Here is a 19,699-nt window from a genome sequence, read left to right as displayed (position 1 = left end):
GCCAATCTCCGGTCGGTCACTTAGCTTAGGGTAACCTAATACGTCCTCAGCTACCGGAGGTCCGCATGCCGCGTACGAACTCGACCGTCGCACCGTCCACCGCGGAACGGGTGCGTAGCGCGTGCTCACATGCGGAACAGGCGGTACTCGCTATGCCCGGCATCGATCCGACGCCGACCTCGGTGCACTTCATCCGGCCCGGCGGCGACGCGGTGGTCGCGGTGCCCGCCGCCTCGCTCGCCGCGGTACTCGCGGGCAATTCCGGCGAGACCGGCGCGCCCGCGGTACTCGAACTCACCGACCATGCCCCGCTACCACTGCGCGAACCGGTGCGCGCCCTGGTGTGGCTGCGCGGTTGGGTGCGGTCGGTGCCGGCCCAGGCGCAGCGCGCGCTGGCCACCGAGGTGGCCAAGGATCATCCGCGCGTGGGCCTGCTCGAGGTCGGGCATACGGCGACGCTGCTGCGCCTGATGATCGACTCCGCGGTGGTGGCCGACTCGACCGGCGCCGCGTCGGTCCACGTCGACGAGCTGCGGCTGGCCCAGCCGGATCCGTTCTGCGCCATGGAATCCGCGTGGCTGCGTCACCTCACCGCCGATCACGCCGACGTCGTCGCCCAGCTGGCCCGCCACCTACCGGCCCGCCTGCAACACGGCCGGGTGCATCCGCTCGCCATCGACCGCTATGGCCTGACCCTGCGCGTCGAAGGCAGCGACGGTGACCACGATTTCCGGCTCCCCTTCGGCACCCCCGCCACCGATATCGAATCCCTCAGCCGAGCGGTCCGCACGCTCGCGGGCTGCCCGTTCCTGAACGGTCTGCGCCGCATCTGATCCGGCGGTGCGGGCCGCATCGCGGCCTGGGCAATAGATTCGACGTATGCATGTCGAATCCGGCACCGGGGTGGACGAACCCGAGTTGACGCGGCGGGAGCGGATGGCGATCCGGATGGAAATCGCCGTGGTGCTCGTCGTCACGTTCGGGTTGAGCGGGATCAGTGCGGCGCTGTCCTTATTGGAGAGCGCGCTGCGGCCGGGCGGCGTCGGCGGGCAGACGGTGGCGTTGAACCCGTCGCGGTCGGCGCAGTCGATCATCGATCTGTTGTTCCAGCTGATCGGCGTGCTGCGACTGGCCGGTTGGGCCGCCCTCGGCCTATATCTGTTGTGGCGCAGTGGAATCGGACCGCGGCTGATCGGGTTGGCGCGAATCAGGTTCCGGCCCGACGGCTGGCATGGGCTCGCACTCGCGGCGATCATCGGAATACCCGGTCTCGGGCTCTATCTGATCGCGCACGCACTACATTTCAGCGTCACCATCGTGCCGAGTTCACTCGGCGACCACTGGTGGCGGCTGCCGGTGCTCGTCCTTTCGGCATGTGCGAATTCGGTGGCCGAGGAGGTGATCGTCGTCGCATATTTGCTCACCCGATTGCGCAGACTCGGTTGGACGGAGAATTCCGCACTGCTTGCCTCGGCATTGCTGCGCGGCAGCTACCACCTGTACCAGGGTTTCGGCGGTGGCGTCGGAAATGTGGTGATGGGCTTGATCTTCGGCCGTTACTGGCAGCGAACCAATCGGCTGTGGCCGCTGATAATCGCGCACGCGACCATCGATGCCGTCGCTTATATCGGCTATACCATACTGCGCGGTCATGTTTCGTGGCTGCCGTAACGCATTCAGCGGAATCTGAGATTCTTTCATGAACCGAATCACCACCGACAAGTAGAGTTTCGAGGATGAACGGCGACGACCCCAATGCGCGGACGCGTCGGGTGCCGCCGCAATCCGGCCGCCCCGGCCCATCTCCGGCGAATCGCCCGTACCCGCCGCCCGGGCCGCGGCAACGGATAGAACCGACCCACGTCATCGGGCGCAACGGCGCCCCGGATCCGTATGCCCCGCCGCTGGCCTACTCACAGGTTCCGCCCGAGCGACAGGCCGCACCGCCGCGCCGCAACTGGGCGCCGACCCAGCAGCCGGTCCCCTTCGACGACCAGCGCGGCTATGGCCACGAACCGCCGCGCCGTGAACCGCCCCGGCGGGCCGCACCGCCACCGCCGCCGGCCCTCCCGCCGAAGCGGGCCGAGCGCGGCGCGCCCCCACCGCGCCGTCGCAAACTGCACCTTTTCCGCTGGTTCCTGGTGCTGATCCTGGTCATCGTGCTGGCTCTGATCGGCGCGATCATCAAACTCGATTCCTCGTTGAACCGGATTCCGGTGCTCGCGGGCTACCCGGGCCGCCTCGGCGACACACCCGGCACCAACTGGCTGCTCACCGGGTCCGACGGCCGCGAGGGCCTGACTCCCGAACAGGAACAGGAGTACTCCACCGGCGGCGATGTCGGCCCGGAGCGCAGCGACACGATCATGCTGGTGCACCTGCCGAAATCCGGTAAAGCGACGCTGATCAGCCTCCCCCGCGACTCCTTTGTCAGCATTCCCGGCCACGGCAAGGACAAGCTGAACGCCGCCTTCGCACTCGGCGGGCCGCCGCTGCTGGTGCAGACCGTCGAGCAGGCGACGGGTGTGCATATCGATCACTACGCCGGAATCGGATTCGGCGGGTTCGCGAATGTGGTCGACGCGCTCGGCGGCATCGATCTGTGCCTGGACCAGCCGATCGACGATCCGCTCGCCGGTATCGATCTGCAAGCGGGTTGTCAGCGGTTGAGCGGTAAGAACGCGCTGGGTTTCGTGCGCAGCCGCGCGACGCCGCGCGCCGATATCGATCGCATCCAGCACCAGCGCATGTTCATGACGGCGCTGCTGAAGAAGGCGACCGACGCAGGGACGCTGGCGAACCCGTTCAAGCTGTGGCCGCTGGTCAGCGATTCGGCGAAATCGCTGAAGGTGGACAAGGGCGACCACATCTGGGACCTGGCCCAGCTCGGCTGGGCGCTGCGCGGCGGCCCGGTGACCACGACGGTGCCGATCGGCGGTTTCTCGGATACCGATGTCGGCAATGTGCTGGTGTGGGATAAGACCAAGGCGGGCCAGTTCTTCGACGATATCGCCAACGACCGACCCATCCCGGACGATCTTCTGACCCGGTAACGTCGATCGCATGCCGGAAACCGAAGTCGTCCAGACCTTTCCCGCACTGCTCAGAGTCCAGCTCCGGCGCGGGTTCACCATCGCACAGCAGTATCTGGCGGCCGCCGTGTATTTCGATTCGAAGCGCCTGCCACGGTTGGCGAATCACTGCTATGTCAGATCCGAGCGGCATCGCGGGCACGCGCTGCGGATGGTGCGGCATCTGCTCGACCGCGATCTGGGGGTCGCCGTCGAGGGTTTGGACGAAATCGTGTCCACCTTCGAATCACCAAGGGCGGCAATAGCTTTCCTGCTCGCGGCCGAACGCGTCTACACCGCGGAGATCACCGCGCTCGCCGCATCGGCCCGCACATCGGCCGATTACCTCGGCGAGCGTTTCGTGCAGTGGTTCATGAAGGACCAGGTGGCCGAGGTGTCCGGGATGTCGCGGCTGCTCACCGTCATCGATCGGGCCGCGGGCGATCTGTTCGATGTGGAACAGTTCCTGGCGCGCGAGTCGCGCACCGCACCGCCCGTCGACAATATGGCGCCGAAAATGGCGGGGCCGCAGCGGAATTAATTAGGCAACACTAGCCTCAATAAGGTTGTACTTGGATGACACGCGGGCTGACCAGCGATATTGTCGCTGCTATGTCCAGCCACCCGGAGACCCCACGCAGCAAATTCCACGGCCTGCTCCACGATCAGATCAGGCATGAATTCAATGCCGAGCACCAATACATCGCCATCGCGGTGTGGTTCGACAATGCTGATCTGCCGCAGCTGGCCAAGCGCTTCTACGCCCAGGCGGTCGAGGAGCGCAATCACGCGATGATGATCGTGCGGTACTTCCTCGACCGGGATATCACCGTCGAATTCACCGGCATCGACAGCCCGAAGTCGAAATTCGAGAACGCGAGGGAGCCGATCGCACTGGCCCTCGCCCAGGAGAAGACGGTCACCGATCAGATCGTCCAGCTTGCCAGCACCGCCCGGGAAGAGGGCGACTACCTGGGCGAACAGTTCATGCAGTGGTTCCTCAAGGAACAGGTCGAGGAGGTCGCCAATATGACGACGCTGCTCACCATCGCCGATCGGGCCGGCGCCAACCTCTTCGATCTCGAAGACTTCATCGCACGCGAAATGAGCGGCCCCAGCGATACGTCCGGCGCGCCGAGCGCGGCCGGCGGCGCGATTTAACCGCCCACCCCCTTTTCGAACCGCGGCAGGCCCAGCAGGGTCTGCCGCGGTTTTCCGATAATGCGTCAGCCCGATTGCGTCTGCGAAATGTCGTGCCGGATAAGGGTTCACGCGAATGCCTCGCGCAGAAACTCGGCCGGGCGCGGCTAAGATCGGGCTTCGTACGACAACGCCAATTCAGCGAGGCCAGCGCATAACTCGGCCGGGCGTGGACCAAAGGCCCGCCCAGCGGCACACATCAGGCGGGAGCTTCGTGCGACCCGAATATCGGGCACTGCTCACCGCCGCACAATGATCGAACCCGCCGCGCACACCGTTCGGCGCACGCGGCGGGCTCAGCGGGCGACCCCGGCGCAATGTCGTCGCGGAGCCCGGCACCGCACCGAATGATTCGGCGCGACACCGGAACTCGGGCCCGGGACCGCCACGTCCATGGCGTCAGCGCAGGGTGACCTGACGCGAACGCAACCCGTCGCGGGAGCGGCGCTCGGCTGGGCTGAGCGGCGCGTCGACGGCGAGCGCCTCGGCCAGGCGCGCACCGAATTCCTCTGCGGGCTTGGTCCATTCGTTCGCGTGCCGCTCCGGATCCAGGTCGAAGACCGGCACCAGCACGCCGTGCGTGCGGAACGATCCGGCGAAGCGGGAACCCTCGCCGAAGGTCAGTCCGCCCGCGGCGTGCAGCCGGGCCAGGGCCAGCATCAGCTCGTCCTCCGGCTCCGGCCGGACCCAGCGCACATGCGCCTTCTCGCCCGCCTCGACCCACCAGGCCGCGCCGACCGAATCCGCGCCCAGCGAGAGGCGAGCCGACGGCATGATGGCCTGCTTGGCCTGTTCGATGGTGGCGGCCACCTGCGGATCGGGCTGCACACCCTCGGGCACCCACCAGTCGAAGTCCTGGTGCACGGTCAGCTCCAGGGCGGCGCCGGGATCGATGACGTCCGCCAGCCGCGGGCCACCGGTGACGGCCTCGGGGGCGTCCAGTGATTCGCCGGGCTCGGCCGACTGGGTCCACAGGATGGCGGCCGCCAGATCGGCGCCCGGATCGGCGCCGCGGTGCTGCATCTGCGCACCGACGTAACCGGTCGGGTTGTCGCCCGCGCGAACCAGCGCGGCGACCGCACCGGGCAGCACCGTGCCGATGACGACCGGCCGCTCGGCGGCGGCGCCGGGAGCCAGCTTCAGGGTCGCGGTGGCCGACGGCACGAACTCCTGCAAAGCCACCAGATCGCATTCCGCGGCGAGCCCATCGAACGGGCGCGTGACGGCCTGCGCGGCCTGTTCCTGCGCCGCCCGCCGCTCGGCGAGACGCTGTGCCCGGTTGCCTCCGGGCTTCGGACTGTTTCGCTTGCTCTTACCCACGGAGGGTCAACCTACATGGTGGACGGCCCGCGTCCCGCAAGCCACGTCGGCGGATCAGCGCGCCCGCGCCGGTACTTGCGCAAACGCCGATCAAGCCGGGGTGAGCAGTGCCTTGGTGCGGCCGGGATGGTTGGTGGCGACCCAGCTGACACCGAGATCCGCGCAGAGTTTCACGTCATCGGGTTCGTCGACGGTCCAGCAGTAGGTGGCGCGGCCCGCGGCGGCGGCCTTGTCCACCAGGTCCGGATGTTCGCGCAGGGTCTTCACCGACGGTCCGACGGCCGTCGCGCCGACGGTGGTCGCCGCGCCGCCGCCCAGGTAGCGCGAGGATTCGCCGAGCAGGACCGTCGGCAGCAGCGGGGCGGCGCGGCGGATACGCCAGACCGCGGTGGCCGCGAAGGACATGACGACGGCGCGCGAATGGTCGGCCGAGGCCGGGGTCGCGATGCCGAACCGCTGCAGTTCGGCGAGCAACTTGTTCTCCACCAGTGCGCCGTAGCGGACCGGATGTTTGGTCTCGATGAACAGCTTCGTCGGCCTGCTGCGCCAATCCAGCACCAGCGCGATGAGTTCGGCGAGGGTGAGCACGGAAGCCGGTTCGCCGTCGGCGCCGAAGTCGAGTGCGCGCAGCTCGTCCAGCGTCATCTCGCTGACCAGACCGGTGCCCGACGAGGTGCGGTCGACGGTGCGGTCGTGCACGCACACGAGGTGCCCGTCGCGGGTCAGCCGGATATCGCATTCGACGCCGTCGGCGCCCTCCTGCAGCGCCAGCTCGTATGCGGCGAGGGTGTGCTCAGGGCGCGCCGCCGAGGCCCCCCGATGCGCGACGACGAACGGTGCGCGACTGCCCTGGCTCACTTGGCCATAACCTCCTCTTGTGCACGGGTCCGCGTGACGTCCTGGTCCGCCTCCCCGTTTCTACCGCCCGGCCGCACCGGCTCGATGACGGGCGTCATCGGATCGACCGCGATCACCCAGCGGCGCGCGATCCTGGTGCGCCCGCGCAGGTCCCGGCCGTCGATCAGGCGCATCACCCACAGCGTCAGCACCGCGACGGCGATCGCGATCAGCTCGGTGTACATGGTGAGCACCACCCCATCGGCCTTGGCCTGCAAGGTATTCGGGAAGTGCCACAGCACCGCGGCCACCGCGAACCCGGCGCCGAGCACCCAGGCACACCACCAGATGCGGATGGCGCGCAGCGCGTGCGGATCGGGTTTGTCGCCGAGCGCCTCGGTCAGGAAGACGCCGGGCCAGATCAGATTCCACACCGGGACAAGGCATCCGACGACGAGCACCCAGGCGGGGCGCGAATCCCGTTGCCCGCGTCGCTCGAATTCGCGATGGCGCATGGCGATCAGCCATCCGGCGACGGCCAGCGCGGTGACCAGCGCGACGGTGAGCGCGAGCAGCGCCGAGACATTGACGAACCAGTCCGATGCCGTCAAGAGCGCTGGATTGATCAGCCTGCTGCGATTGCGCAGCAGGATCAGGTAGCGCACCAGCTCGGCCAGCACCGCGACGCCGAACGCGCCCGCGGTCGCCAGCAGCAGCGCGACCGCATAACCGGCCACCCTGGCGAACGGCCACCGCGGCGCGGCCGGGGCCGACGGCGGCTGATCGCGCAGACCCCAGCGCGGAATCTCCGAATACCGCGGTGTGCCGACGGCCGCGCGTGGTTTGGCCTGCGCGCGGCGGATGCGCTGATCCGGCCGCCGGGCCACCCAGCGATAGTTGCGGCGCTCGGCCGGTGCGTCGATGGGCGCGGGCGAGAGCAGGACGCCGCGGCAGCGCGGGCACCAGTGCATCGGCGCGCCCTGGACGGCCCAGCGCGCGCCACAGCGCGCACAGGGCTGCACCACCGTACTCATCCGCGCACCTCGTTCCTTTGGTCAGTAGATCTTCGCCTGCCGGTCGCCGTCGGCAGCGAGCGGGCGGCCCGCCCGCTGCCAGGCCACCATGCCGCCGCTGACGTGCACCGCGTCGAAACCGATGTGCGTGAGATATTCGACCACCTGGATGGAACGGCCGCCTTGCCTGCAGATGACGTAGAGCTCCGAGTCGTAGTCCAGTTCGTCGGTGCGGGCCGGGACGTCGACCATCGGAATGTGGATCGCGCCCGGCGCGTGCCCGAGTTCCCATTCGTCGTCCTCGCGCACGTCGAGCAGGATCGCGGGTACTGCGGGATCGGCTCGGTCGAACTCGGCGGGTACGGCGTCGACCGGCACCGAGGGAACTTCGGGGCTCGTCACGGTTTCGATCCTGCCATGGTTGACGGCGGGGTGGGCAGCTGCGGGAAGTGTGGGCCATGCCATCTGTTTGCTGCCCTTCCGGAAAGATACCGCTCGGGGATTTTCACAACAAACGGTCTGTTTTCAGGGCAGCTTTCCGGCTCCCTTCCCCGTTGCGCAGCCAGCTGTGCATATCCAGGTAAGAGTTATCCACATAATCCACAACCTGATCCACAGGGTCAGACTGCCGAACAGCGCGCGACACACCGTTTCTAACCAACAAGCAAACTTGTAGCGAAGAAAAGAACCGTCCGCCTACCAGCTCATCAGCTGACTCCCCCGGCGAGTCAGCTGATGACTGGCGAACCGGGAGCGGCGAATGCGCGATCCGAGACTCCCCTCCTTCGTCATCCCGGAGCGTTCATTCGCCGCCGACCTCGGATCCCGGGCGCACCGGGTCCGATACCTACTTGGACGTCAGGACGGTTCGATCGGTTCCACAAAAAAACGAGAACACTAGCGAAAAACTGAAATACCGGGCTCCCGGCGGTGTTCTCGGTAGCCTGGCGCTATGAACGTGACCAGGGGTCTGCTCGACGGAATGGACACGAACGGCCTCAACACCGCATTGGCCGAGGCCACCTGCCTAGGACTGGAGGTGGACGAACCGGGCCGCCGCCTCCGGCTCGACCTGGAGGTTTTGACACTTCAGGAGGACGGGTCCACCCGGGAGCACAATCGGGTGAGCCTGACCTTCGCCGGTGTCAGCCGGGTTGCCGCATCGTTGCGGATCCAGAAGTGGGACGACGTCGACCCGCGGGTGCTGCCGCTGACACTGGACGGCCTCGCCGACGCGATCCACAGCTTCGGCGGCGGCAGGCTGCACGGCTGGGAGTTCATCGATATCGATGACAGCGGCTGGGCGATCTGGGGTGAGCTGCTCAGCTTCGACACCCTGATCGATCAGCACGTCTCCGCGCATGTGCTGGAGTTCTCCCAGGAGGAGGGCATCGATCCGCGCGAGCTGGATGTGCGGGTCTGGTTCGACAACATCATCATCGAGGACGCCAACGGTCGCGAGATCCCGCTGCAGGACTTCGTCGCGGGCGGTGTGCGCTGGTGGCAGGCGCACGACAGTGGCGACCCGCGGATGCTGCAGCCCGGCATCCCGCCCTCGCTTTAGACGAAACCGCTTGTCCCGCAACCGAATACCGCGCACCGAGAGCGGTGCGCGGTATTTTCGTACGGATTACCTGTTAAGCACCCGACCCCACCGGGCAGCTGACGCCGGTGGCGTGCACCGGGCAGTACCCGCCCGGGTTCTTGGCCAGATACTGCTGGTGATAGCCCTCGGCGTAGTAGAACGCCGAAAGATCCGGCAGCGGGGTGATCTCGGTGGTGATCGCGCCGTACCCGGCCGCGGTCAGCCGCTGACCGAAGGCGGCCGCGGTGGCGTGTGCCTGCTCGGCTTGTTCCGCGTCGAGCGGGAAGATCGCCGAACGGTATTGCGTGCCACGGTCGTTGCCCTGACGCATGCCCTGGGTCGGATCGTGATTCTCCCAGAACCGCTTCAGCACACCCGAATAGTCGAGCACCGCCGGATCGAAGGCGACGAGCACCGCTTCGGTATGCCCGGTGCGGCCGCTGCAAACCTCCTCATAGGTCGGATTCGGGGTGAATCCGCCGACGTAGCCGACCGCCGTGGTGTAGACGCCGTCCAACTCCCAGAATTCCTTTTCGGCGCCCCAGAAACAGCCCATCGCGAGGATCGCCGCCCGCATGCCGTCCGGAAACGGCGGACGAATGGAATGGCCGTTCACGTAATGGTTTTCCGGTACCACGAGCGGATCCCGCCGGCCCGGAAGCGCCTGCTCCGGCGCCACCATCACCGGCTCGGGCAGGCGAACCCGCCCGACTAGATCGTCGTACCACGACATGATTCGATGCTACGCGTGCGGTATCGATCGGCCCCGCCGTTCGTGGCATGGTCCACAGATGAGCCTCCCCGGAATGTTGGGGTGTGGGGTCAGGTTGGTACCCATCGGGTGTACGAATGATGGCTGTACGCGTTTGAACCGACAGGCGCGAGCAGCCCGACACAGGAAGGGACATCGTGGCCGAGTACACGTTGCCAGATCTGGATTACGACTACAGCGCCCTGGAGCCCCACATCTCCGGGCAGATCAACGAACTTCATCATTCCAAGCACCACGCCGCATACGTCGCGGGCGCGAACACCGCGCTGGAGAAGCTGGAGGCGGCTCGCGAATCCGGCGACCACGCCGCCATCTTCCTCTACGAGAAGAACCTGGCGTTCCACCTCGGTGGTCACGTGAACCACTCCATCTGGTGGAAGAACCTCTCCCCCAACGGTGGTGACAAGCCGGTCGGCGAGCTGGCCTCCGCCATCGACGATCAGTTCGGCTCGTTCGACAAGTTCCGCGCGCAGTTCACCGCCGCGGCGAACGGTCTGCAGGGCTCCGGCTGGGCCGTGCTCGGCTACGACACGCTGGGCCAGAAGCTGCTGACCTTCCAGCTGTACGACCAGCAGGCCAACGTGCCGCTGGGCATCATCCCGCTGCTGCAGGTCGACATGTGGGAGCACGCCTTCTACCTGCAGTACAAGAATGTGAAGGCCGACTACGTCACCGCGTTCTGGAACGTCGTCAACTGGGAGGACGTGCAGGAGCGTTTCGCCCGCGCCGTCAGCCAGGGCAAGGGCCTGATCTTCGGCTGATACACCCCGAGGGAGCCTGTGGACGGATTTCGTCCACAGGCTCTTTTCGTCTGTCCTGTTAGCACTCTTTGGTACTTGTGTGCCAGGTGATTCTTGATTCATATTCGGGAATCCACAGATCAGTGGACGGGCAGGGCCGCCCCGGTTCCCCCAACGGGAGGCATGGTGCACACGAACGGACCCATCGGCGTCACGCCGTTCCATTCCCGCGGGCTGTTGCGCGGATTCATCATCTCCGGTCGCTGGCCGGATACCACCAAGGAATGGGCACAGGTCCTCGTGCTCGCGGTGCGGGTCGCGACGCTGCCCGGCCTGCTGGTCACCTCGACCGTATTCGGCGTGCGCGAGGAATTGCCGGACGATCCGGAACCGGGCACGGTCGGCCTGGTGCTGGCCGAAGGGCCGGTGCTCGGCGACGCGGCGGTGGAGCCGGGACGGTTTGCCGAACATGTGCCACCGGCCCTGCTGATGCTGCATCCGCCGTCCGAAACCCGGCCGTCGCTGCCCGAGTGCGCGGGCGCGGCATCGGGCTGTGTGCTGCTGCCCGGGGTGCCGCATCTCGGGCTGGAGCATCGGGCGGCCTGGGCGGAGGCCGAATCCGACGGCACCGTAACGTCTTTGGTGAGCCGGGTCGGCCTGGACCCGATCAGCGATCCCGACACCGCGGTTCTGGCCATGCTGCTGGCCGCGTAAGGGTAACCGAAACTCTGCGCTTGGATCGCCAAACTTATTGCGCGCATTGCGATTTCGATAACAACGGGTTGGCGCGACAATACGGCCCTGGGTAGAGTCGGTGATAGCGAAGGGGAGTAGCCCCCAATCATGCGGTCGACATACTGACCCGCCACCGAACCCGGTTGCGGGTCCGGCCGTGTGAACCGGCGACCATCCGGTGGGCGAGACCTTCGGCCAGGACAACCATCGAGTTGTCGGCCGGAGGCATACCCAGATCTCCGGCCGACAGGCCGAAGACCCGGGAGCACCCAACCATGATCGCCACGATTTTGCTGAGTTTCGGCGCGCTGTTCATCGCCGAACTCGGCGACAAATCCCAGCTGATGGCGCTGACCTTCGCGCTGCGCTACCGCTGGTGGGTGGTGCTCGGCGCGATCACGGTCGCGAGCATCGGGGTGAACCTCATCGCGGTGGCGGTCGGGCATTTCCTCGGCGCGGCGCTGCCCACCGACCTCATCGCCTACTTCGCGGCGGCCATCCTGATCGTGGTCGGGCTGTGGACCCTGCGGGAGGTCGTCCAGACTCCGCAGGAGGAAGCGGACGAACCCGCGGCCCCGCCGACCAGGTCGGCCTTCGTCGTCGTGCTCTCGGCCTTCCTACTCGCCGAACTCGGCGACCGGACCATGTTCGCCACCACCGCGCTGGCCGCCAAGAACAACTGGCTCGGCATCTGGATCGGATCGGTCGCCGGCATGGTCGCGGCGGGCGGGCTGGCCATCGCGATCGGCATCGCCGTCGGCAAACACCTTCCGGAGCGGGTGATCGCGATCTGCTCCGGCCTGCTGTTCCTCTACTTCGGCGCGCTGACGCTGCTCACCGCGATACCGGCGGGGCCGGACGGCTTCGCCGCAGCCGGACTCGCCGCCCTCGCGCCCGCGCTGGCCGGTGCGGTGCTGCTGATGATCAGGCGCGCACGCTCGGGGATGGCAGGGCAACACCGGGACGCGACTGGGCCGTCCCGTACAGCTCCCCACTTCGCCGAACCAGATCGAGCAGCGGTTCCCGCAGCGCCCGAAGACCATTCAGATCGTCGGCCGCGATCCGCGCGGTGACCATCGAACTGAGCGCGGCGGCCAGCGTCTGACAGGCGAAGCGCTGCTGCTCGGATCGGGCGCCGAGGACATCGCAGACCAGTTCGACGAACGCCTCCTGCAGTTCGGCCCTGCGGGCCACCGCACGCGAACCGACCGCGTACACCTCGACGAGAAACAGCCTGGCATAGGCGGGTTCGGCGACCAGCCCGTCGAGGTAGGCGCCGAGGATCCGCTCGATCCGGTCCGGATCGTCGGATGGCGCGACCGGTTCGGCGGCGGGCGGGTCGGCCGCCTCGGCGATGCGGCCGAGCATCAGGCCGACGGCGCGCTCGTAAGCGGCCTCGAAACAATCCTCCTTCGAGCGGAACTGCTCGTAGAAGGTCTCCCTGGAGACACCGGCCCGTTTCAGGATCGCCGCGACAGACGTTCCGACGTAACCGTTTTCGGCCATCGCGGCCGCCATCGCGTCCAGGATCCGCTCGCGCTGCGACGCGATCACCTGTTCGCGCGGCAGTCCGTGCCTGCCGCGCGGGAGTTGGCGGGCGTTGCTGCCCGATTCGGTCATCTGTTCCACGCCCTTTCCGAACTGCCCGGCCTCAGGCGGGCCGTTCCATTCTGCGGGGTCGCGCGGGCTGATCGGTGGTGAAGGGTGCGTCTTCGGCGCGTGCGATATCGAGGCCCCGGGCCACCCCGCGGCGCAGCGAGAAATCGACCGCCAACTGGACCAGCGGCCGCAGCGGCAGCGCCACCGCGACCCACCACGGCGAGACCACCCGGCGCTTGCGCCGCGCGATGGCGCGTTCGAGTCCGTCGATGGCGGGGCCGAGCGGTGCGACACCGGAGACCGTCTCGCGGCCGAGGATGGCATGCGCGGCGGCGGTGCCGAAACCAGTAGTGGTCATCTCGGTATCCAGTTCGGCGAAGTACGCGAGGCCGACCTTGGCCCCGGTGTGCCGGATCTCGTTGCGCAGGGTGTGGCCGAGCGCCTCGGCCGCGGCCTTCGACGCGCTGTACGCGCCGGCCAGCGGCAGATTCACCGCGGCGGCCAGCGAGGAGACGATGAGCGCGTAGCCGTCCTGGTGGCCGATATACGGTCCGGCGGCGCGCAGCGTGTAGTAGACGCCGAGCACATTGACCGCGAGGGTTTCCTCCAGCACCCGCGGATCGCCGCCGATGAGTGGAAGTTGCCTGGCCACACCGGCATTGGCGACGACGACATCGAGCCCGCCGAGTTCGGCGACCAGAGTGGTGACTACCCGGTCCACCTGGGTCAGGTCGCCGACATCGCAGTAGCGCCACGGTGCGTCACCGCATTCGCGCGCCACCTCGGCGAGCAGTTCCGGCTCCAGCCCCAGCAGCGCCACCTGCGCCCCGCTCGCGTACAGCTGCCTGGCCAGCACCGCACCGATCCCCCGCGCCGCACCGGTGATCAGGATTTTGCGCCCGGCTACGGTCGCCCGGGACAACAACGTCATAGCTGGACGGTACCACCTGTGAACAGATATGTTCGCAAATAAATTTCCGGTCCTCCGGAAGGTCCGCCATCTTCGCCCCAGCCGTGCGCGGGTCTGCGGACGACTTCGTCGACGGTGCCCGTTAGGGTGCAATTGACGAAGGGCCAACTGGCTGTCACGAATGAGAGGACCATCGTGGAGATTTCGGGTTCCGCCGCCATAGTCACCGGAGCCGCATCCGGTTTGGGCGCCGCCACCGCCAAGCGCTTCGCCGATCTGGGCGCCACCGTATTCGGCCTCGACGTGCCGCAGTCGATCGAGCGGGCCGGCGACAGCGTGCCCGCCGGCGTCACACTGATCGCATCCGATGTCACCAGCGGTGACGAGGTCGGCGCCGCGGTCGCCAGGGTGGTCGAGTCCGGTACGCCGCTGCGCATCGTCGTCAACTGCGCGGGCGTCGGCTGGGCCGGGCGCATCCTGTCCAAGAACGGCCCGCACGATCTGGAGCTGTTCCGCACCGTCATCACCGTGAACCTGCTCGGCACCTTCAACGTCATGCGGCTGGCCGCCGACGCCATCGCCAAGACCGACGCCGTCGACGAATACGGCCAGCGCGGCGTCATCATCAACACCGCATCGGTCGCCGCGTTCGAGGGCCAGATCGGCCAGATCGCCTACTCGGCCTCCAAGGGTGGCGTGCACGGTATGACCGTGCCCGCCGCGCGCGATCTTGCGCAGTTCGGCATCCGCGTCAACACCATCGCGCCCGGCATCATCGACACGCCGATGCTGGCCGGGGTCACCGAGGAATACCGCAAGGGACTCGAGGCAGGCGTTCCGTTCCCGTCCCGGCTCGGCCGCCCGGACGAATACGCCCAGCTGTCCGAGTACATCGTCCGGCACGACTACCTCAACGGCGAGACCATCCGGATGGATGGCGCGCTGCGTATGGCGCCGCGCTAAACCGATCGAACAGGGCCGCCACGACCGGATGGGCGCGGCGGCCTTCGTCGTCTCAGCTCTCCGGTTTGTGTCCGATGCCGAGGAATGCGGTGGTGGAAAGGGGATGGTTGGGGCGGTAGTGCTCGGCCAGGTAGGCCCGCATCACGGCGGCGCGCTCGGCCCACAGCTGCTCGCCGATCCGGCGGCGCAACAGCAACAGCGCCGCGTTGCTGCGGGCGATGGTCTCGAACATGTCGTCCCCGTCGGTGAAGACGACCGAACCGGTGTGCCGCTGAATCGAGACGGCCTCGAAACCCGCTCTGCGCATTTCGGATTCGAAGATCTCCGGATTCTCCAGGCTCAGATAGTTCGGCTGCGGTTCCTGGATCGCCGGATCCGCCGCGTGCACCGCGCCGAACATCAACCGCATCAGCGGCGATTCCAGCACCGGAGCCCAACTGGACACCACGGCCGTCCCGCCCGGCCGCAGCACCCGGAACAATTCAGCAAAACCCTTGGCGCGCACCGGAAAGAACATCAGCCCGAACATCGAGAAGGCCGCGTCGAACCGGTCGCTCGCGAGCGGCAGCGCCTGCCCGTCACCGACCGAGGCCTGGATATTGGTCAGGCCCGCCGCGCGCGCCGCGGCGCGCAGCCGATCGATCATCGGCGTCGAGAAGTCCACCGCGTGCACCTCGGCCACCCGCGGCGCCGCGAGCAGGCTCAGCATGCCGGTGCCCGCGGCGACGTCGACGATGCGCGAATCCGCCGTCAGCGCAGCGAATTCCAGTGCGCGCGCCGAGAATGGCTGCATGATTGCCGGGGCGAATTCGGCGTAGCCATCGGCCACGAGATCCCAGGGTTCGGCGACGGCGAGCGGGTTTGCGCACATGTGCTGGCGATCCTTTCGACCGCCCAAGGCTAACCGCGAGACGCCTTTTGCAACCACAAACCGACCCGAATATTGCTGTAGCGCTTGACGTTCCGACCGGTCGGTGTTATGCGGCGGGGTGGTCGTCACACCCCGCCGCAGCCGCCCGTCAGAGAGTGCGGGTGAGCCGGTTGGTGAGGATGTGCGCGAAGTGCGCCGGATCCTTCAGCTCGCCGCCCTCGGCGAGAACCGCTGTGCCGTAAAGGAGTTCAGCGGTTTCCGCGAGTTCGGGCGCCGAATCCGCGTCGGCGTCCGCCTTCTTCGCGGCGTACGCGTCGCGCAGACCGGTGACCAGCGGATGGGTCGGGTTCAACTCCAGGATCCGCTTGGACTCGGGCAGCGCCTGACCGGACGCCCGATACATGCGCTCCAGCTGCGGCGTGAAATCGAAGACGTCGCCGACCAGACAGGCGGGCGAGGTGGTGAGCCGCGAGGTCAGGCGCACCTCCTTGACGTTCGACTCCAGGGTCTTGCCGAGCCAGCCGAGCACATCGGCGAACTCCTTGTCCTGCTGTTCGCGCAGCGTCTCGGAGGCCTTCTTCTCCTCCTCGGTCTCCAGATCGACCTCGCCCTTGGCGATCGACTGGAAATGCTTGCCGTCGAACTCCGGCACCGAACCGACCCACATCTCGTCGACCGGGTCGGTGAGCACGAGCACCTCGAAACCCTTGGCCTTGAACGCCTCCAGGTGCGGCGAGGCTTCGATCTGCTGCCGGGATTCACCGGTCATGTAGTAGATCTTGTCCTGACCGTCCTTCATCCGCTCGATGTACTGCGCGAGCGTGGTGAGCTCATCGGTCGAGTTGGTGGAGGCGAACGAGGACACCTGCAGGATGGTGTCGCGGTTGTCGAAGTCCGACAGCAGGCCCTCCTTGAGGACGCGGCCGAACTCCTTCCAGAACGTCTGGTACTTCTCCTGATCGTCCGCGCCCTGCAGATCCTTGACCGTGGACAGCACCTTCCTCACCAGGCGCTTGCGGATCATCTGGATCTGCCGGTCCTGCTGCAGGATTTCGCGAGAGACGTTGAGCGACAGGTCCTGCGCGTCGACGACACCCTTGACGAACCGCAGGTACTCCGGCATCAGCTCCTCGCAGTTGTCCATGATGAACACCCGCTTGACGTAGAGCTGCACGCCGCGCTTGTGCTCGCGCATGAACAGATCGAACGGCGCGTGCGACGGAAGGAAAAGCAGCGCTTGATATTCGAAGGTGCCCTCGGCCTTCAGCGGGATGATCTCCAGCGGATCGTCCCAGGCGTGGCTGACATGCTTGTAGAACTCCTTGTACTCCTCATCGGAGACCTCGCTCCTCGGGCGCGTCCACAGCGCCTTCATCGAGTTGAGGGTCTGATCCTCGAGGACCGTCGTCTCCTTCTTGTCCTCGCCCTCACCCTCGGTGACGGTCCGCTCCACCTGCATGCGGACCGGCCAGGCGATGAAATCGGAGTACTTCTTGACGATCTCCCGGAGCTTCCACTCCTGGGTGTAGTCGAAGAGGTGATCGTCCTCGTCGACCGGCTTGAGGTGCAGGGTCACCGCGGTGCCCTGCGGGGCCTCGGCCAGCTCCTCGATGGTGTATGTCGAGCTGCCCGCGGCCGATTCCCATTTGGTGCCTGCGGTTTCGCCGGCGCGGCGGGTGGTCAGGACGACCTTGTCGGCGACCATGAAGGTCGAGTAGAAGCCGATGCCGAATTGACCGATCAGCTCCGCTGGGTCGACATTGCTGGCCGCCGCGGCAGCTTTGGCCTCGTTCAGCTGCCTGCGCAATTCGGCGGTGCCGGATTTGGCAAGGGTGCCGATCAGATCGACCACCTCGGCGCGCGACATTCCGATGCCGTTGTCCCGGACGGTGAGAACTCGGTTCTCCTTGTCGACCGCCAGCTCGATGTGCAGATCGGTGGTGTCGACTTGCAGATCCTTGTCCCGGAAGGACTCCAGCCGCAGCTTGTCCAGCGCGTCGGATGCGTTCGAGATCAGCTCCCGCAGGAACGTGTCCTTGTTGGAGTAGACCGAATGGATCATCAGCTCGAGCAGCTGATGAGTCTCTGCCTGAAACTCGAGTTGTTCGACGTGCTCTGTCACGGTCGCGATGGTACCGCCGCCGTGCGAGGCCCTGTGTCGAAGTCCGGCCGGATGCATCCGTGGCCGATGGGACTTCGACACAGAGCCTAGGGTCAGGCGCGGGGGCGGCGGCCGGACTACCGGACCGAGGGCGGAACCTCGGCGGGCGCTCCCGGTCCGAAATCGGCGAGCGCGGGCACCTCGGCATCGGCCCGCTCGCTCATCCATTCGCGCAGCACCCGGGTGGCGCGCACATCGTCCTCGTTGTATTCGAGCAGCCGGGTGCGCTGGCCCAGATCGGGCGGGCCGTCGTAGCCGACAGCCTGGCGGTACCAGCTCATCGACGCCTCGCCGCCTGCCTCCGGATCGCGCCAGGCGAATCCGGCCACCGGGGCGATCTTCTTGAGCCCCTTGCCATTCGGGCAGATGAACTGATCGGAGACGGCCTGGAACATATCCACCCACTCCGGCCCGTCGACGAACGCGCGCACCTGATCGACGGTGGGCACGCCGGGGCGGCCGGCGAACCTGCGGGCCGACTCGTACAGCCACTTGTCCTCTGCGGTGCGCGAATAGCAGTACGCCGCAAAGGTTTTCCCCGCGGTGGCGGCCTGCGCGCGCACCGTCATCAACCAGGTCCAGAACTCGCCGAAGGAGCGGCCCTCGTCCTCGGTGGGCAGCGGATCCCAGGTGACGAAGGGGCGGTACACCCCGTCGAGCAGCGTGCCCCACAGGTAGGCGCCGTACTCCTGGAAGCTCTCGAGATCGACATCGACCTCGACGTCGGCGCGCTGCACCGTGATCGGCCGCACCCGGCGCACCAGCGGCGCGCCCGCCAGCCAGGCGCGCGCGGTGACCACCGCCTCGCCGAACGGGCCGTGCTGCCAGTCGTCGGGATCGGGTGCGGACCACGCGGCCAGATCCTCGATGGTCTCGACGCCGTGCCCGCGCAGCACCTCGGCCCGCGAACCGGGCGCGACCAGGCTGACATCGTGGTGTTCGGTGAGCCAGCCCTCGCAGCTCGGGCCCTCGACGCTGCGGTTCCACCACGGGCACTGGCGGCATTCGGGCACCTTCGACGGAACCGTCGGCGCCTCGCCGCGCACCACCGCGATCCGGTCCGCGTAGCGGCGGTCGTAGTCGGCGAGCACGGGGCCGAGATCGTGCACCAGGATGCGGTCGAAGTGGTAGCCGATGACGCCGCCGACCAGCGCCGGACTGGCCAGGCCGTGCCGCTGCAGCATCCGGTACAGGTGTGCGAGGCGCTGCTGATCGCGCGGCTGCTGCCGCAGTTTGCGATGCGGATCCGGTTGTGGATCCCAGTGATACGGATCGGAGGTGAGCGGGTGGAAGTCGGCCGGTTCCGGCTGACGCGGATCGGTCACCTTGTGGTTCACCACGATCACCGGGATGTATCCGCCGCGGTCGAGGTCGCGCAGCAGGATCTCCGAACCGCCGCGACGGCCGGTATCCGGCTCCTGCGGCAGCAGTCCGCCCCAAATGCGGTGCGCCCCTTCGACACACGCGAGCATGGTGGCCGCGGCTCGGTCCGCGGCGCGCAGCATCGGGTCGATCACCACCCAGCCGTCCGGATCGGCGCCGATGAGCGAATCGCGCACCCGGGACCGATGGGCCGCGGCGGCCTCGCGCCGCTGCCGCACGCCCGCATCCTCCGTGACATCGGCGAGCAGGTCCGGATGCGTCGCGTTCAGGTGCAGGCGGTGCCGGCAGCCGATCAGCGAGCGGGCATCGATGTATGCCGTCGGCGCGAGTTCGACGGCGGCCGAACGTTCGTCGGTTCCGCCGTTGTCGCCGCGACCATCCCGGTCATCAATACCCGAATACACGTAAGCAGTATGGTCCCCACCCCCGACAAACCCGTGAACCGCATGACACAACGCGGTCCCGGGGCGGGATCGATATCGCCGCCGCGACCGGCCGGGGCGGGTGGTGTAACGCACGGGGTACAACCGAACTGAGCA

19 protein-coding genes and 1 pseudogene are annotated in these 19,699 nt (G+C 67.3%); 10 read left to right on the top strand and 10 right to left on the bottom strand.

Annotation, left to right across the window (positions count from 1 at the left end; translation table 11 throughout):
* Positions 1-65: 65 nt before the first annotated feature.
* The 5 genes from F5544_RS00565 to F5544_RS00545 all read left to right on the top strand — a co-directional run bounded on the left by F5544_RS00565 (position 66) and on the right by F5544_RS00545 (position 4,232).
* Complete coding sequence (locus F5544_RS00565) at positions 66-833, top strand: DUF2470 domain-containing protein (RefSeq protein WP_167471358.1); 768 nt, start codon at positions 66-68, stop codon at positions 831-833.
* A 46-nt stretch (positions 834-879) separates the two neighbouring features.
* Positions 880-1,671: a CPBP family intramembrane glutamic endopeptidase gene (locus F5544_RS00560; protein ID WP_167471357.1), complete on the top strand. Its 792-nt coding sequence runs from the start codon at positions 880-882 to the stop codon at positions 1,669-1,671.
* Between the two features lie 65 nt (positions 1,672-1,736).
* Positions 1,737-3,053, top strand: coding sequence for an LCP family protein (locus F5544_RS00555; RefSeq protein ID WP_167471356.1), 1,317 nt, complete (start codon positions 1,737-1,739; stop codon positions 3,051-3,053).
* A 10-nt stretch (positions 3,054-3,063) separates the two neighbouring features.
* Positions 3,064-3,612, top strand: a complete 549-nt coding sequence (locus tag F5544_RS00550) for a ferritin (RefSeq protein ID WP_167471355.1) — start codon at positions 3,064-3,066, stop codon at positions 3,610-3,612.
* A 71-nt stretch (positions 3,613-3,683) separates the two neighbouring features.
* A complete protein-coding gene (locus F5544_RS00545) occupies positions 3,684-4,232 on the top strand; it encodes a ferritin (protein ID WP_167471354.1) in 549 nt (182 codons plus the stop codon).
* Between the two features lie 438 nt (positions 4,233-4,670).
* Here the strand turns inward: F5544_RS00545 and F5544_RS00540 are convergent, their stop codons facing one another.
* The 4 genes from F5544_RS00540 to F5544_RS00525 all read right to left on the bottom strand — a co-directional run bounded on the left by F5544_RS00540 (position 4,671) and on the right by F5544_RS00525 (position 7,843).
* Positions 4,671-5,591, bottom strand: coding sequence for a DUF5926 family protein (locus tag F5544_RS00540; protein WP_167471353.1), 921 nt, complete (start codon positions 5,589-5,591; stop codon positions 4,671-4,673).
* Between the two features lie 90 nt (positions 5,592-5,681).
* Complete coding sequence (locus F5544_RS00535; RefSeq protein WP_167471352.1) at positions 5,682-6,449, bottom strand: glycerophosphodiester phosphodiesterase; 768 nt, start codon at positions 6,447-6,449, stop codon at positions 5,682-5,684.
* Complete coding sequence (locus F5544_RS00530) at positions 6,446-7,462, bottom strand: DUF4328 domain-containing protein (RefSeq protein WP_167471351.1); 1,017 nt, start codon at positions 7,460-7,462, stop codon at positions 6,446-6,448. The genes F5544_RS00535 and F5544_RS00530 overlap by 4 nt, the downstream gene beginning before the upstream one ends.
* Before the next feature lie 21 nt (positions 7,463-7,483).
* Entirely contained in the window at positions 7,484-7,843 is a 360-nt protein-coding gene (locus F5544_RS00525; RefSeq protein WP_174867234.1) for a rhodanese-like domain-containing protein, read from the bottom strand.
* 550 nt (positions 7,844-8,393) lie between these two features.
* Between F5544_RS00525 and F5544_RS00520 the strand changes: the two genes are divergently transcribed.
* On the top strand, positions 8,394-9,005 hold the full coding sequence (locus F5544_RS00520; protein WP_167471349.1) for a hypothetical protein: 612 nt from the start codon (positions 8,394-8,396) through the stop codon (positions 9,003-9,005).
* A 73-nt stretch (positions 9,006-9,078) separates the two neighbouring features.
* Here F5544_RS00520 and msrA read toward each other — a convergent pair whose 3' ends face one another.
* The gene (msrA, locus tag F5544_RS00515; protein WP_167471348.1) at positions 9,079-9,759 is read right to left on the bottom strand and encodes a peptide-methionine (S)-S-oxide reductase MsrA; all 681 of its coding nucleotides are present in this window, start codon (positions 9,757-9,759) and stop codon (positions 9,079-9,081) included.
* A 176-nt stretch (positions 9,760-9,935) separates the two neighbouring features.
* On the opposite strand from msrA, the gene F5544_RS00510 reads away from it, so the two are divergent.
* From F5544_RS00510 to F5544_RS00500, 3 genes are all read left to right on the top strand, one after another.
* The gene (locus F5544_RS00510; RefSeq protein ID WP_167471347.1) at positions 9,936-10,559 is read left to right on the top strand and encodes a superoxide dismutase; all 624 of its coding nucleotides are present in this window, start codon (positions 9,936-9,938) and stop codon (positions 10,557-10,559) included.
* A gap of 162 nt (positions 10,560-10,721) precedes the next feature.
* Complete coding sequence (locus tag F5544_RS00505; protein ID WP_167471346.1) at positions 10,722-11,252, top strand: peptidase; 531 nt, start codon at positions 10,722-10,724, stop codon at positions 11,250-11,252.
* A 296-nt stretch (positions 11,253-11,548) separates the two neighbouring features.
* Entirely contained in the window at positions 11,549-12,346 is a 798-nt protein-coding gene (locus F5544_RS00500; protein ID WP_167471345.1) for a TMEM165/GDT1 family protein, read from the top strand.
* Positions 12,347-12,722: 376 nt separating this feature from the next.
* Here F5544_RS00500 and F5544_RS47385 read toward each other — a convergent pair.
* Positions 12,723-12,779: pseudogene (locus F5544_RS47385) on the bottom strand (hypothetical protein); the annotation flags it as partial.
* Positions 12,780-12,924: 145 nt separating this feature from the next.
* Positions 12,925-13,803: an SDR family NAD(P)-dependent oxidoreductase gene (locus F5544_RS00490; RefSeq protein ID WP_167471344.1), complete on the bottom strand. Its 879-nt coding sequence runs from the start codon at positions 13,801-13,803 to the stop codon at positions 12,925-12,927.
* A 174-nt stretch (positions 13,804-13,977) separates the two neighbouring features.
* Between F5544_RS00490 and F5544_RS00485 the strand changes: the two genes are divergently transcribed.
* Complete coding sequence (locus F5544_RS00485; RefSeq protein WP_167471343.1) at positions 13,978-14,745, top strand: SDR family NAD(P)-dependent oxidoreductase; 768 nt, start codon at positions 13,978-13,980, stop codon at positions 14,743-14,745.
* Positions 14,746-14,797: 52 nt separating this feature from the next.
* Here F5544_RS00485 and F5544_RS00480 read toward each other — a convergent pair whose 3' ends face one another.
* The 3 genes from F5544_RS00480 to F5544_RS00470 form a co-directional block, all read right to left on the bottom strand.
* Positions 14,798-15,616: a class I SAM-dependent methyltransferase gene (locus F5544_RS00480; protein WP_167471342.1), complete on the bottom strand. Its 819-nt coding sequence runs from the start codon at positions 15,614-15,616 to the stop codon at positions 14,798-14,800.
* A gap of 148 nt (positions 15,617-15,764) precedes the next feature.
* On the bottom strand, positions 15,765-17,738 hold the full coding sequence (gene htpG, locus F5544_RS00475) for a molecular chaperone HtpG (protein ID WP_167471341.1): 1,974 nt from the start codon (positions 17,736-17,738) through the stop codon (positions 15,765-15,767).
* A 116-nt stretch (positions 17,739-17,854) separates the two neighbouring features.
* On the bottom strand, positions 17,855-19,564 hold the full coding sequence (locus F5544_RS00470) for a TM0106 family RecB-like putative nuclease (RefSeq protein WP_167471340.1): 1,710 nt from the start codon (positions 19,562-19,564) through the stop codon (positions 17,855-17,857).
* Positions 19,565-19,699 lie beyond the last annotated feature (135 nt).

The sequence above is a fragment of the Nocardia arthritidis genome (assembly GCF_011801145.1).
In the GTDB taxonomy this organism is placed as follows: Bacteria; Actinomycetota; Actinomycetes; order Mycobacteriales; family Mycobacteriaceae; genus Nocardia; species Nocardia arthritidis_A.
This window is presented reverse-complemented; position numbering and strand designations above follow the sequence as displayed.

Coding starts and splice junctions, on each gene's coding strand:
- F5544_RS00565 (WP_167471358.1), top strand. CDS start 66: ATGCCGCGTACGAACTCGACCGTCGCACCGTCCACCGCGGAACGGGTG.
- F5544_RS00560 (WP_167471357.1), top strand. CDS start 880: ATGCATGTCGAATCCGGCACCGGGGTGGACGAACCCGAGTTGACGCGG.
- F5544_RS00555 (WP_167471356.1), top strand. CDS start 1,737: ATGAACGGCGACGACCCCAATGCGCGGACGCGTCGGGTGCCGCCGCAA.
- F5544_RS00550 (WP_167471355.1), top strand. CDS start 3,064: ATGCCGGAAACCGAAGTCGTCCAGACCTTTCCCGCACTGCTCAGAGTC.
- F5544_RS00545 (WP_167471354.1), top strand. CDS start 3,684: ATGTCCAGCCACCCGGAGACCCCACGCAGCAAATTCCACGGCCTGCTC.
- F5544_RS00530 (WP_167471351.1), bottom strand. CDS start 7,462: ATGAGTACGGTGGTGCAGCCCTGTGCGCGCTGTGGCGCGCGCTGGGCC.
- F5544_RS00520 (WP_167471349.1), top strand. CDS start 8,394: ATGAACGTGACCAGGGGTCTGCTCGACGGAATGGACACGAACGGCCTC.
- msrA (WP_167471348.1), bottom strand. CDS start 9,759: ATGTCGTGGTACGACGATCTAGTCGGGCGGGTTCGCCTGCCCGAGCCG.
- F5544_RS00505 (WP_167471346.1), top strand. CDS start 10,722: ATGGTGCACACGAACGGACCCATCGGCGTCACGCCGTTCCATTCCCGC.
- F5544_RS00500 (WP_167471345.1), top strand. CDS start 11,549: ATGATCGCCACGATTTTGCTGAGTTTCGGCGCGCTGTTCATCGCCGAA.
- F5544_RS00490 (WP_167471344.1), bottom strand. CDS start 13,803: ATGACGTTGTTGTCCCGGGCGACCGTAGCCGGGCGCAAAATCCTGATC.
- F5544_RS00480 (WP_167471342.1), bottom strand. CDS start 15,616: ATGTGCGCAAACCCGCTCGCCGTCGCCGAACCCTGGGATCTCGTGGCC.